Raw genomic sequence first — 13,653 nt, 5'->3', positions numbered from 1 at the left:
AATGCCTGGATTGAAGTGTACGATCAGGCACGTTCGTACCAGACGCTCGGCGATGAAAACCCGAAATTTACGTATCAGGATCGCAAAAGTTTATTGTATACGGGCACGGTTCCGATCCGCTCGGGAGCGTTCTCCACTCGTTTTGTAGTGCCTCATTCCCTACAGGGGGGCATTGGCCGCGGGGTGATTCACGTATATGCCAACGGTAACTCCGCTACGGCCCTGGGTATAGGCCGCCCTTGGGTAGGAGGAACGGCCCTTCAGCCAGTTACCGATCAGGAGCCTCCTATGCTTCGTTTGTACATGAACGATGAGCAGTTTCAGAATGGCGGTACCACCGATGCGAATCCTACCCTACTCGCCTTTTTATCGGATGATACGGGCCTTTCCTACACCGAAAACCAACCGATTCTGGCTACCCTGAACGATACGCTTACCATAAACTTAAATACTTATTTTACGGCTACGGATTCCCGTTCGGGCCAAATTCGTTACCCATTTCGCCAGTTGCCGCAAGGTTTGTATCAGCTTCAAGTTCAGGCTTTTGATGGTTTTGGTAAGAAAAGTCAACAAACCTTACAATTTTCCGTACATCCCTATACGAAAAGGAGCCTTCGCAGCGTTAGGGCAATGCCCAATCCTTTTCGGGAACGCGTACGTTTTACCTTCGAACATGAATTTCAGGACGATGATACCGAAATTACTTTCTATCTGTACGATCTTACCGGACGTTTGCTGCACCAGCAGACCTTCCAAAGCTATAGTACCCCTTCCCCTTACGAAGATTTACAGCTCGAAAATTCGGAATTAAATACGGGTTTGTACATTTATCGTATTTTTGTGCGGTCCCTAACTACCGGTCTCACTGCAAGTGGGAGCGGAAAGATTTCTCACATCAAGTGACTTTTGTTAGTTTTGCGATTAAATACATCCCACGAATGTTCAGTTTAAACTGCCTCAGCAGAGGCACTACTCCCGTACCCCCCGTTTTGGATGGCCTGCACACAGACCTTCAACGTTTAACCCAATCTCGGATGAAAAGACTTCAAACCCGATTTTTTACTCTTGCCTTTCTAGTAGGTTCCTCTTCGTTCGTATGGGCACAAAATGGTAGTGGGATTACAGGCGTCAATGGTGACCGTGTTCCTCTTCCGGCAGTTCCTTTTGTAAATATTGCTCCGGATGCCCGCTCAGCGGCTCTTGGGGATGCTGGTGTGGCTCTTAGCCCAACTGAAGCAGCGGGTACGTACTGGAACGTTTCAAAGCTGATTTACGCGGAACACGACGCAGGAGCTAGTATTTCGTATACGCCCTGGCTTCGTAACGTAATCGGCGATATGTGGCTAACCCATGTGACGGGCTACAAGAAAATCGGTAAAAATCAGGTCATTGGTCTGTCGCTTCAGTACTTCAATATTGGCGACATTCTCTTCACCAATGAACAGGGAACCATTACGGGCGACTTCAACTCGAAGGAATACGCGATTGGTGGTTCATACGCCCTCAAGCTGTCGGATAAACTGGCCCTGGGTCTGAACCTGAAATATATTAACTCTAACCTGACCGGCGATCAGGTGGTGGCGGGCGTTGCTTTGCGTCCCGGACAAACGGTAGCGGGTGACATCGCCCTGTTTAGCAACGGCTACAGCCCGGAGAAGAAATGGTACGCCAACTACGGGATCATGATTCAAAACCTGGGTGGTAAAATCAACTACGGTGGTACGGCCCAAACGCCTTATTTCATTCCTACCAACCTGAAAGTGGGTACGGCCATCACCAACCGTCTGGATGAAAAAAACTCCCTGACGCTGACGGTAGACCTGAATAAGCTCATGGTCCCAACACCCCCCGAGCGTGACGCCACGGGTGCTATTATTCCAGGCCGTGGCTCCGATCCTGATAAGAAGGGCTTATTTGAAGGCGTGTTCGGCTCCTTCGCCGATGCTCCCGATGGTTTAAAAGAAGAGTTGCAGGAAGTAACGATTTCAACGGGTCTGGAGTACAACTGGAATAAAATTCTGTCAGCTCGTCTGGGTTACTTTTACGAAAACCCGAACAAAGGCAATCGTAGCTTCGTTTCCGCGGGTTTTGGGGTACGTTATCAGAAAGTGGGTCTCGACTTTTCGTACCTGTTCCAGGGCGGAGGTCAGCAGAATCCGCTGAATAACACGCTCCGCGTATCGTTGTCGTTCCTGTTTGATAAGAAACAACGCATCGAGGAAGCTCCCCGCGACGATTTTTAATACACCGTTTGTATACGATAAGAAAATGGCATTCGAAGGAGTGCCATTTTTTATTTCCACTCCGGTAGTTTTGTACCGTACCGTTTTTAGTACCTTGGCGGTTTGCCCGTATGAAAATTCCGTTTTCCTGGCCAGTAATGTCTTCCCGGGAATGCAATTGTAGATGAATGATGACACTGAACCGTACCCAAGCTCCTGATTTTCAGCTTACCGATACTATTTCACTGATTCCCGTAGCCACGCATACGCTCGATAACGGCATACCGGTATACGTTATCACGGCTGGGGAACAACCCGTTGTACGCATCGAGTGGATTTTTGAAGCCGGTGGCTGGGATGAGCTTCTACCCAATGTTTCCACCTTTACACTGCGGATGCTTAATGAAGGCACTCAGCAACACACGGGTGCTGAACTAGCCGAATTTTTCGATCAGTATGGCTCCTTTCTGGAATTACAGGCTTCTTCGGACCGCTCGACGGTGACGCTGTACGCCTTACGGAAACACCTGCCCGTACTACTGCCCCGAATTCAGGAATTGTTGCAGGAAGCTACCTTTCCCGCCGAAGAGCTGGAAGTACAACGGACCATTGCCTTACAAACCTTACAGGTCAACGAAGAAAAAACGTCTTTCCTGGCTTCCCGGGGTTTCCGCGAAACCTTGTTTGGCAAAGGACATCCGTACGGAAAAAACCAGACGCAGCAAAACCTGAAAGCCTTTTCCAGAGAGGACTTAGTAACGTTTTATCAGTCCCACCTGGCGGGGCAAGCCTTTCGGGTGTTCGTCGCTGGTCAGGTAGACGAAACGGAAGTACAACTACTCAATCAGGTATTCGGTCAGCAGAGCGTTCAGGGTGCGAAGGCCCGGCCCGCGTACGAATTTCCGGCGGCTCCCCCCGAAAAACCCCTGCTCCTGGATATGCCGGATAAGATGCAGTCAACGCTGCGAGTGGGCAAACGAAGCGTGAATCGAGTACATCCGGATTACTACAAGGTACTAGTCACAAACGAAATCTTTGGTGGCTATTTTGGTTCGCGATTGATGAAAAACATTCGGGAAGAAAAGGGCTTTACCTACGGCATTTACTCGCAGCTCAATCACTTTGCCCAGGCGAGTCAGCTGGTAATCGGTACGGACGTCAACAAAGAATTTACCCAGCAAACCCTGGATGAAATTCAGAAAGAGCTGGTACGGCTGCAAACCGAGCTCGTACCACTTGAAGAGCTGCAAACGGCCCAAAATTTTATGATCGGGCAATTCGTGGGTTCCTTGAATACGGCTTTTGAAATTGCCGATCGGCATAAAATCCGAATTCTAAATCAATTACCGGACGATTATTACGAACGCCATATCGAACGCATTCGGGCGGTAACTTCTGAGGACGTACAACAGGCCGCCCAGACCTATTTTCAATGGGATTCGATGATTGAAGTAGTGGCTGGTGGAAAATAAAAGCGGCCAGACAAAGAAAGGGCTCGGGAAAATTTCCCGAGCCCTTTCTTTTATAGGGACTTACTATTGATCAAGTTTTCCCGTTCGGAACACCTCGTACAAACTCTGAATAAAAATGAGAATCAGAATAAAAGGTAGCAGGTGAGCCCCCCAAATGAAGGCTTTGCCCGTAAACTGATACGTACCCGACGAAAATTGAATGAATACGTTCATGAAGGCCATCGAAGCAATTACCAGCAATAAAGCCAGCAATAGCACCGCCGTACGTACCGGAAAAAACTTCTTGATTAATTCGCTCATCAAAATCGAAAAGACTACCGCCAGCAATACGAAAAACAAAGCACGCGGGAAGTTTTTGATGTACGAGTAGCGATACAGCCAAATGCCCACCCGACCAATGAGATTGGGGTGCGAAAGCAACCAGGCATCCGTTACTGCTAACACCAGATAAAGCAAATAGTGGGTACGAAAACGCATTCGAGTAAATAAAGTTTGAAGGTTTTGAGTTTAGGATTTTGAAATAGCACATTCATACCCTCGTATCCTTGGTCTCCAATGTATACTAACCCAAAACTGCTAAACGTTTCACAGAATTTTAATTTTCCTGATACAATACCTGAGTTACGGTTTGACCTACGGCTTTCATGACGTTTTTATCGATCACTTCCATATTGTCCTTATGGGTATGGTGATAATCGCCGAAGGTTTTCGGGTTATTAACCTTCATTTCCACAATGTCCACCATCGGGATTTTCGCCACTTCGTTCACGGCTACGTGATCGTCCGTCAGACCGCCACCGGGTACGGGCAGGAAGTACTGATTATAGCCCAGTCGGCTCGCCGTATTCCAGATATTCTGTACGACGCTCGGAGCATATTGCAGGGAGTAACTTTCCTGCGGGAATTGAGCCCCCTTGGCTCCTACTAAATCCAGTAAAATCCCGTAATAGGCCGAATAACCCGGTTTATGCGGATTTTTCGCCCAATATTGAGAACCTAACGCCCAGTTGGATCGTCCCTGAGCAGGCGTCATTCCTTCTTTCTCGCCCCAATCTTCAATATCAAAGAAAATAATATCGATACCGACATTCGGCAGCGGCTGGGCCTTCAGATTGCGGGCAATTTCCAACAGTACGCCAACGCCGCTACCGCCGTCGTTCGCTCCGTCAAAAGGTTTGTTCTTGTACTGAGCTACGGTGTCCTTATCCGCAAAGGGACGCGTATCCCAGTGAGCCGTCAACAGAATGCGTTTAGCGGCGTCGGGATTGATACTGCCGATGATGTTACGGGCATTGAGCTTGGTACCGTCAAAAGCAGTCTCGGTAAAAGTCTGCTCAGTCACTGCAAATCCATAACTCTTCAGCTTGGCCACCATCCAGTCTCCGCAGGCCCGATGGGCTTTTGAGTTGGGAATACGCGGGCCAAAATCAACCTGCTTCTGGACAAAAGCATACGCCGAATCCGCGTTGAACACCGGAGCCGGAGCCAGCTTCGTCTGCTCCGTGGCCGCACTCTCCGCACTTTTCGATTTTTCTTTACAGGATTCAAGCAATAGGCCGCCCATCAACAGCAGCCCAATCAGGGTGAGGGTACGTTTCATAGGTAGTTTGTGCCGTTTTCAGTTTGCGGTTTTCAGTTTTCAGTTCGTTTAGCCTTGGTCTTGCTCTTTTTACTGAAAACTAAAAACCATCAACTGACCACTAAATCTATTCTTCATACGCCCAGTCGATCCGTTGTTTCAGATCTTTAATGACCAGGCCATTTTGTTTAAATACGGAACGAATCTGATCGACTTTGTCGTATTGTTTCTGTGTTTTGAAATCGCGGTACAGGTCCAGCAAACCATTGACTAATGGCTCAAACGCTTCATTACGCTCTTCTTTCAGCCCCAGAATATCCAGCAAAAAGGTATTATAGGTGGTCTTGAGTTTTTCGAAAACCTCCACTCCCAGCTGGGCAAACTGACTCTGCCCCATGTACAACTGGTTGATTTTCTTCAACAGCGTAAATAGGTTTGCGATGGTCACAGCCGTGTTCAGGTCGTCGTTCATCCCCTCGTAGGCTCCTGCAATGGCTTTCTCGATTTCCTCTACCTGCTTCGGATCAATGCTTACGCTTTCATCGGCTACGTATTCCATTTCACGGAGCAAACGCAGCCCGTTCAACAAACGCTTGTATCCCTTTTGAGCCGCTTTCAGGGCTTCGTTGGAAAAGTCGAGCGTGGAACGGTACTGGCTTTGGAGCATGAAGAACCGGGTCGTCATAGGCGAATACGGCTGTTCGAGCAAGTGGTGACTACCGGCAAATAACTCATTGGGAAGGAAGGAATTACCCAGCGATTTAGACATTTTCTGTCCGTTTACCGTCAGCATGTTCGAGTGCATCCAGTACTTCACCGGTGAAACGCCGTTCAGGCCCGTACCCTGAGCAATCTCGCATTCGTGGTGCGGGAATTTCAGGTCCATCCCGCCCCCGTGAATGTCAAACTGCGTACCCAAGTATTTGGTACTCATGCAGGTACATTCCAGGTGCCAGCCCGGAAAGCCCAGTCCCCAGGGGCTTGGCCAACGCATGAGGTGATCGGGAGCGGCTTTTTTCCAAAGGGCAAAATCCAGCGGGTTCCGCTTCTCACCAACGCCATCCAGGTCGCGGGTTTCGCTGAGCAAATCTTCCAGAATACGACCGGAAAGTTTTCCGTAATCCTGTCCGTTTTGGTTGTACTTTTCAATATCGAAGTACACCGATCCGTTGGATTCGTAGGCTAAACCTTTCTCAATCAAAGCTTTTACTGCTTCAATCTGCTCGACGATATGGCCCGTAGCCGTTGGTTCGATACTCGGTGGCAGGAAGTTGAATTTCGACAAAACCTGATGGAAATCGTCCGTATAGCGGTGTACAATTTCCATGGGTTCCAGTTTTTCCAGACGGGCCATCCGGCCAATCTTGTCTTCGCCCTCGTCGCTGTCGCCGGTCAGGTGACCTACGTCCGTCAGGTTACGAACGTACCGAACCTGATAACCAATGTGCCGTAGGTATCGTACGAGTACATCAAAAGTGAGGAACGTCCGAACATTACCCAGGTGCACGTAATTATAGACGGTAGGACCGCAGACGTACAGGCCCACGTGGGTCGGATGCAGGGGTTGAAAAACTTCTTTTTCCCGAGTCAGGGTATTATAAATCTTCAGGGATTGCATGAACGAAGGGAATTGAATGAGGTTGGTACCGAAAGATCAGTACGCAAAAAGTGAAACAGTCGAAGATTACTGACCGTTCCAACATCGAAATACGCGGAAAGAAAAAGAAACAGTTGCCACGTGATACAGGGTTTCGCCGCAAAAGTAAGGAAAAGAGTTTCGAGTTTTCCGTTTTCCGTTTAGAGTTTTCAGTAATTGGTTGCGATTCGTCGGATTGCAAATCCGTCACAGGTAGCTTTCGGATTGCAAATCCGAAAGAGCGGGTTTATCCTACCAAAACGGAAAACTGAAAACCCAAAACTGAAAACTCCCCTATCTTTGACTAAAGATTCTTTCCCAGATACGCCATGTTATTGTTCGAAGTCGGTACCAATCCGAAAGCCCAACGTGAATTTTTGATGTTTCCCGTGCGTCTGTATCAAAATGACGCGAATTGGATTCGTCCGCTGGATCAGGACATTGAGTCAGTCTTTGATCCGCAGAAAAACAAAATGTTCAAACACGGGGAATGCATTCGCTGGATTTTACAGAACGACGCCGGACAAACCATTGGCCGGGTAGCCGCTTTCGTTGATCACGATAAGGCACACCTGGAAGAGCAGCCTACGGGCGGAATGGGCTTTTTTGAGTGCATTGAGGACGAAAAAGCCGCCTTCGTTCTTTTTCAGGCCTGTAAGGAATGGTTGGAAAGCAAAGGCATGGAAGCGATGGACGGCCCCGTTAACTTCGGCGAACGCGAGTCGTGGTGGGGATTGATGGTACAGGGCTGGGATCATGAACCCACCTACAAAATGCCTTGGACGAAAGAATACTACATTCGCTTTTTCGAAACATATGGCTTCCAGGATTACTTCAAGCAGTTTGTCTATACTTCACCAATTCGGGAAGTGGTCGTAGCTCAAGCGGTAGAAGAAAAAGCCCAGCGGATTTATGCCAATCCGGAATACACGTTTCAGCACATCGAAAAAGCCAAACTCGATCAGTATACGGAGGATTTCCGCAGTATTTATAATAAAGCCTGGGCCAAGTTTCCGGGTGTAAAACCAATGAGTAGCGAGCAGGCCGCTTCACTGGTGAAATCCATGAAACCTATTCTGGATGAACAACTGATCTGGTTTGCCTACGCGGGTGGCGAAGCCATTGCCTTCTTTATTGTCATTCCGGACCTAAACCAGATCGTAAAGCACTTAAACGGAAAGTTTGGGCTGGTACAGAAACTCAAGTTGCTGTATTTACTCAAATGGAAAAAGGTAGTTACCCGTACCTGCGGATTGATCTTTGGTGTAATCCCCGACTATCAAGGTAAGGGCGTTGAGTCGGCCATTGCCCTGCGTTTCCGCCAGGCTGGGCGTGACAATCCAGACTATCAGTACCACACCATCGACATGAATTGGGTAGGTGACTTCAATCCGCGGATGAACCGCTTCGTTTCTCAACTGGGTACTAAAATTGAAAAAACCTTTATTACGTATCGTTACCTGTTCGATCGTACCAAAGAGTTCAAACGCTGTCCACGGGTATAAGGCTTTGCCTACGCTTGCAAAGATTACCTTCCTTGGGAGGGTAATCTTTTTTTTGTTAAGACGTTCATAGTGAGTTGTCTTTTCGGAGATTAAAATTTTTCTTCTCGTTAAACCTCATACCCCTGATTATCATCCCAGTACTGATCATCCTGCTTCGATATGCGTGCCTACTTTACTCCATCTGTCTCTCTATCCGATGAAAAACACGCTCATTCCGTTAAAGCATTTGTATCAGCGGGCGGGCTTTGGAGCAAGTCCCGCTACGTTACAGCAAGCCAGTCGTCATTCCGTGCGGCGTGCGATACAGGATCTTTTTAAGGATGCTCAGACCCCACTTCCTTTGCACGTAGTCGATCCACAGCGAGTAGGCTATTCCCGTAAAACATTACTGGAAATGGTCATGCAGAAAGATCCTCTTTCGGAAGAACAGAAGAAGCAATATATCCGGCAAATTGATCAGGAAAACCGGGAACTGATTGGAGATCTGAATTATGCCTGGATTACGCAAATGGCATCCGGAACCAGCGTCTTACGCGAAAAAATGACTTTGTTCTGGCATGGGCACTTTGCCTGCCGAAGCCTGAATCCAACGTTCGTACAACGACAGAATAATACCCTCCGGCAACATGCCCTAGGCAAGTTCGGCGATCTACTCCAGGCCGTAGCTCAGGACCCTGCTATGCTTCAATTTCTGAACAACCAGCAGAACCGAAAGCAAAGTCCGAATGAGAATTTTGCCCGTGAAGTCATGGAATTATTTACGCTGGGCCGGGGTCACTACAGCGAACAGGATATTAAGGAAGCCGCTCGTACATTTACGGGCTGGGGATTTAACCGCGACGGAGCGTTCGAAATCCGGAAAAATCAGCACGATACCGGTACAAAAACCATTTTCGGGAAAACGGGCCCCTTCGATGGTACGGATACCTTGTCGCTAATTCTGGAACGTCCCGAAACCGCTCCTTTTCTAGTCACTAAAATCTACCGGTATTTTATCAACGACAAGCCCGATCCGCAGATCATTCAACCCCTGGCCGTTCGTTTTCGTGAAAAGGACTACGACATCAGCTGGCTGATGCATGAGATTTTCACGTCCGACTGGTTTTATCGGCCCGAAAACATCGGTGTGAATATCAAATCGCCGGTCGAACTACTGGTGGGCTTCCAGCGACAATTGGGCCTGGATTTTGGCCAGAAACAGGCCGTCCTCTACGTTCAGAAAGCTTTGGATCAGGTCCTGTTTTATCCGCCCAACGTGGCGGGCTGGCCGGGAGGATCTACCTGGATCGATTCTTCCAGTTTACTCTTACGCATGAAGCTGCCCGAAATCATTCTTCAGGCGGCTCAGTTGAATTTCAAGGCTAAAGCCGATGGCGACGTCAACACGGATTACTTGGCGAAACGATCCAATAAGCCTTTTCTCCAAACGCAGTTCGACTGGGAAGCCTTTGCCCAACCCTTCGCCGGGTTGTCAACGGAAGCGTTGCTGGATGCGTTGAGTACCTATTTACTGGCCCGCCCGCTCCTGCCCTCGCAGCGAGATTTGCTACTCAAGCATCGTAAAAACAACGATTTGCAGGACTTCACTTTAGGACTATTGACCCTGCCCGAGTATCAGCTTTGTTAACGCCCCTTAAAAATGCCTACGCGTATGAATCGAAACGAATTTATTCGCCGCTCGGCTTTAGCTGCGGTTGGAACCTGGCTCATTCCGGACTTTGTGAAAGCGTATGAACGCGATCAGCTCAACACGTTTCGCACGAATAATAAGGTGCTGGTCATTATCCAGTTCTCGGGCGGTAATGATGGTTTGAATACCCTTATCCCGTATCGAAATGACATCTATTACCGCGAACGTCCCAGACTGGCCATTCCCGAAACTAAAGTACTAAAGCTTACGGATGAATTGGCCCTGCACCCGGCCCTTGAGAAACTTCGCTCCTGGTACGATCAGGGATACTTCCGATTTCTAAACAACGTCGGATATCCCAACCCGGATCGTTCGCATTTTCGTTCGATGGACATCTGGCATACGGCCAGCGATGCCAGCGAATACCGGCAAACGGGCTGGATCGGACGTTACCTGGATGCTCAGTGTTCGGGAACCTGCCAACCGTATCAGGCCCTGGAAATTGACGATCAGCTCAGTCTTTCCATGAAGGGTGAACGTGTCAAAGGATTGGCCGTATCGGACCCTAAACGTCTGTATCAGCAAACGAAAAACCCCTTTTATCAGGAGCTGGCCCGAGCCAATCACGAAGAGTACGCGAACGTCGATTACCTCTATAAAACGTTGGCGGAAACGTTGTCTTCGTCGGCGTACATCCACGCCAAAACCGATGTGACCAGTACAACAGCTGCTTACCCAACACACGAATTGGGCCGTCGCCTAAAAACCGTGGCGGACTTTATTCGATCCGGCGTTGATTCCAACGTCTACTACGTTTCCCATGGTAGTTTCGATACGCACGTCAACCAGCAGCCTAAACAGGACCAATTGCTCAAGCAGTACGCGGAAGCACTCGACGTTTTTATGAATGATCTGAAAACCCAACATAAACTGGACGAGGTGTTGGTACTAACTTTCAGTGAATTTGGTCGTCGGGTTAAACAGAACGCTTCCAATGGTACCGATCACGGTACGGCCAATTGCGTCTTTCTGGCCGGGGGTAATTTGTCGCTGGATCGCCAGTATCAGGCCATTCCCGATTTAAGCGACCTCGATCAGGGTGATTTGAAATACAAAGTCGATTTTCGTGATCTCTATGCTACCCTGCTCGACCATTGGCTGGGAATTGATTCCGCCGCTGTACTCGGCAAACCATTTCCGGGCCTAAAGCTTGCCTAGCAGCCAATGATCCGTTTATGACCTGAAATACCCTTATCTAACCTCTAAACCTTGTTGTTTCCTTCAGGTTTTCTCAAAATAAAAGCGTATATTCAGGATGCTAGTAACTCATTCGATTCAATGCTTCAGAAAACCCGGGGTTTAGTACTCAATTACCTACGTTACCGCGAAACGTCCATCATCGTTAAAATTTACACGGAAGAGTTTGGTCTGCAGACGTACATCGAAAATGGCGTTCGGAGTAGTAAAGGCAAGAATAAAATTGCCCTTTTTCAACCCCTTACCCTGCTCGATCTAGTCGTGTACTTTAAAGAAAGTGCGGGCATTCAACGCATTTCTGAACTCAAGGTCAATCATCCCTACCAGAGTATTCCGTTCGATGTGACCAAGTCGACCATTGCGTTATTTATTACCGAGATTCTGGGCAAGACCCTAAAGGAGGAAAGTAGTAATCCATCCTTGTTTGGCTTTTTACGGGAAAGTCTCCTCTGGCTCGATCAGGCGACTACCGGGTACGAAAACTTCCACGTCTGGTTCCTGCTTCGGTTTAGTTTTTACCTGGGTTTTGAACCCCAATCCGCCCAGCAATTAAGTCAGGAGCTGACCGACGCCGGGTATCGGGTCTACGATGAAGAAGCCCTCAGCCGTCTCGATGACCTACGAACTGATCCTGACACTAAAGTAAGCCGATCCATACGGAATTATTTGCTGGAAATTTTGTTAAAATTCTACGAGCTACACGTGGATGGCATGGGCGAAGTGCGTTCGTTAGAGGTACTACGCACGATATTTTCGTAAGCCCGATGCCTTACCCAGGAGCAAAAGCGGCAACTTATCGAACCAGGCGTTGGAAAAATTATTGCTTTACTTTGATCAAAATCTAAACAATTTTAGGAACGAGGTTTGTGAGCGTCATAAAATATCGCTACTTTTGCGTTCCAATTTTGAAAAGCACTGATTATTTAACGCAATAAGCTCATGGCTAAGAAAGGCAACCGCATTCAGGTAATCCTCGAGTGCACCGAGCAAAAAACTTCAGGCGTTCCGGGCATGTCACGGTACGTAACGGTTAAAAACCGGAAGAACACTACGGCTCGTATCGAACTCAAAAAGTACAACCCTTTCCTGAAGAAGCATACGCTTCACAAGGAAATCAAGTAATTTCAGGCCCCAGTTATTCGTTAGGTGGCTCCTAACCGGCGATAACTGACAACTGGTTAGTGATCCACTGTATAACATTTTACTGAAATGGCAAAGAAAGTAGTAGCAACCCTGAAAAAAGAAGGTGGCGTTAAATACGCTAAAGTCATCAAAGCGGTGAAAAACCCAACGACTGGTGCCTATACCTTCAAAGAAGAAATCGTTCTTCAGGACGAAGCTCAGGCAGCTCTGAAAAACTAGTTGCTTGACTTTAAAAGTCTTGTTCTGATCCTCCGAACACTCTTCGGGGGATTTTTTGTTGTAGATTTGAACGTCGTTATCGGCTGGGACTCCAGGCTCTCGTTAAATTACTGCTGCGGTGGGCCCCAGTACGTTCATAAAACCGATAACTAGCTACCCCGATAACGTAATCTCAAAAATGGGCTTATTCGATTTTTTCAGTAAGAAAAAGGAACAAATCCAACAGGAGCAGGCCGAATCGCTCGACAAAGGATTGGAAAAAACCAAAGATGGTTTCTTTTCCAAACTGAGCCGGGCCATTGTCGGTAAATCGAAAGTTGACGAAGAAGTACTCGATGAACTGGAAGAAATTCTCATTTCTTCGGATGTAGGCGTTGAGACTACGGTAAAGATCATTCGTCGCATTGAAGATCGCGTAGCCCGGGATAAGTTTATGAGTACAAGTGAGCTCGACAGCATCTTGCGGGAAGAAATCGCGGTTCTCTTGTCTGAAAATAAATCCGCTGACGTATCGGGTGATTTCGAAACGCCACTTGGCGTGAAACCCTACGTCATTATGGTAGTCGGCGTGAACGGCGTGGGTAAAACCACCACGATCGGAAAACTAGCCGCTCAGTACCATAAAGCGGGTAAGAAAGTAGTACTCGGTGCGGGTGATACCTTCCGGGCCGCCGCCGTGGACCAACTCAAACTTTGGGGAGAACGCGTCGGTGTACCCGTGATCGATCACGGAATGAATACAGACCCTGCTTCGGTCGCGTACGATGCGGTGAAGCAAGGTACGGAAACCGGAGCCGACGTAGTGATTGTCGATACCGCGGGTCGTTTGCATACGAAAGTGAACCTGATGAACGAGCTTGCGAAAATCAAGCGGGTCATGCAGAAGTTTTCGGCAGAAGCTCCCCACGAAGTCCTACTCGTACTCGATGGCTCAACGGGTCAGAATGCGTTCATTCAGGCTCAGGAATTTACCAAAGCGACGGAAGTAAC

The 13,653-nt window shown here is 48.2% G+C and carries 12 protein-coding genes and 1 pseudogene; 10 read left to right on the top strand and 3 right to left on the bottom strand.

Translation table 11 applies throughout. The features are described from left to right. The 3 genes and pseudogenes from ACOJTG_RS22445 to ACOJTG_RS22435 all read left to right on the top strand — a co-directional run. Positions 1 to 903 (top strand): annotated as a pseudogene (locus tag ACOJTG_RS22445) (hypothetical protein); the annotation flags it as partial. Positions 904 to 1,034: 131 nt separating this feature from the next. Beyond that, positions 1,035 to 2,243, top strand: a complete 1,209-nt coding sequence (porV, locus tag ACOJTG_RS22440) for a type IX secretion system outer membrane channel protein PorV (protein WP_420155851.1) — start codon at positions 1,035 to 1,037, stop codon at positions 2,241 to 2,243. A gap of 167 nt (positions 2,244 to 2,410) precedes the next feature. Next, the gene (locus tag ACOJTG_RS22435) at positions 2,411 to 3,694 is read left to right on the top strand and encodes a M16 family metallopeptidase (protein WP_420155850.1); all 1,284 of its coding nucleotides are present in this window, start codon (positions 2,411 to 2,413) and stop codon (positions 3,692 to 3,694) included. A 63-nt stretch (positions 3,695 to 3,757) separates the two neighbouring features. Here the strand turns inward: ACOJTG_RS22435 and ACOJTG_RS22430 are convergent, their stop codons facing one another. The 3 genes from ACOJTG_RS22430 to cysS all read right to left on the bottom strand — a co-directional run bounded on the left by ACOJTG_RS22430 (position 3,758) and on the right by cysS (position 6,891). After that, entirely contained in the window at positions 3,758 to 4,171 is a 414-nt protein-coding gene (locus ACOJTG_RS22430) for a hypothetical protein (protein ID WP_420155849.1), read from the bottom strand. 118 nt (positions 4,172 to 4,289) lie between these two features. Then, positions 4,290 to 5,294, bottom strand: coding sequence for a M28 family peptidase (locus ACOJTG_RS22425; RefSeq protein ID WP_420155848.1), 1,005 nt, complete (start codon positions 5,292 to 5,294; stop codon positions 4,290 to 4,292). A gap of 106 nt (positions 5,295 to 5,400) precedes the next feature. Then, positions 5,401 to 6,891, bottom strand: a complete 1,491-nt coding sequence (cysS, locus tag ACOJTG_RS22420) for a cysteine--tRNA ligase (protein ID WP_420155847.1) — start codon at positions 6,889 to 6,891, stop codon at positions 5,401 to 5,403. Positions 6,892 to 7,238: 347 nt separating this feature from the next. On the opposite strand from cysS, the gene ACOJTG_RS22415 reads away from it, so the two are divergent. The 7 genes from ACOJTG_RS22415 to ftsY form a co-directional block, all read left to right on the top strand. Beyond that, positions 7,239 to 8,414 carry a hypothetical protein gene (locus ACOJTG_RS22415; RefSeq protein WP_420155846.1) on the top strand — a complete coding sequence of 392 codons (1,176 nt, stop codon included), beginning with the start codon at positions 7,239 to 7,241 and terminating at the stop codon, positions 8,412 to 8,414. A 196-nt stretch (positions 8,415 to 8,610) separates the two neighbouring features. Next, the gene (locus ACOJTG_RS22410; protein WP_420155845.1) at positions 8,611 to 10,041 is read left to right on the top strand and encodes a DUF1800 domain-containing protein; all 1,431 of its coding nucleotides are present in this window, start codon (positions 8,611 to 8,613) and stop codon (positions 10,039 to 10,041) included. A gap of 24 nt (positions 10,042 to 10,065) precedes the next feature. Next, positions 10,066 to 11,262 (top strand): DUF1501 domain-containing protein, encoded by a 1,197-nt coding sequence (locus ACOJTG_RS22405; RefSeq protein ID WP_420155844.1) that lies wholly within the window; start codon positions 10,066 to 10,068, stop codon positions 11,260 to 11,262. A 120-nt stretch (positions 11,263 to 11,382) separates the two neighbouring features. Continuing rightward, positions 11,383 to 12,060: a DNA repair protein RecO gene (gene recO / locus ACOJTG_RS22400; protein ID WP_094808281.1), complete on the top strand. Its 678-nt coding sequence runs from the start codon at positions 11,383 to 11,385 to the stop codon at positions 12,058 to 12,060. Positions 12,061 to 12,240: 180 nt separating this feature from the next. Further along, a complete protein-coding gene (gene rpmG / locus ACOJTG_RS22395) occupies positions 12,241 to 12,423 on the top strand; it encodes a 50S ribosomal protein L33 (RefSeq protein ID WP_094808282.1) in 183 nt (60 codons plus the stop codon). Between the two features lie 87 nt (positions 12,424 to 12,510). After that, positions 12,511 to 12,663 carry a DUF4295 domain-containing protein gene (locus ACOJTG_RS22390; protein WP_094808283.1) on the top strand — a complete coding sequence of 51 codons (153 nt, stop codon included), beginning with the start codon at positions 12,511 to 12,513 and terminating at the stop codon, positions 12,661 to 12,663. Between the two features lie 178 nt (positions 12,664 to 12,841). Beyond that, the coding region (gene ftsY, locus ACOJTG_RS22385; RefSeq protein ID WP_420155843.1) for a signal recognition particle-docking protein FtsY at positions 12,842 to 13,653 on the top strand (812 nt) is incomplete at its 3' end.

The organism is Siphonobacter sp., assembly GCF_048595215.1.
Lineage (GTDB): Bacteria > Bacteroidota > Bacteroidia > Cytophagales > Spirosomataceae > Siphonobacter.
Note: the sequence above shows the minus strand (reverse complement) of the source record. Positions and strands in the feature narration are given on the sequence as shown.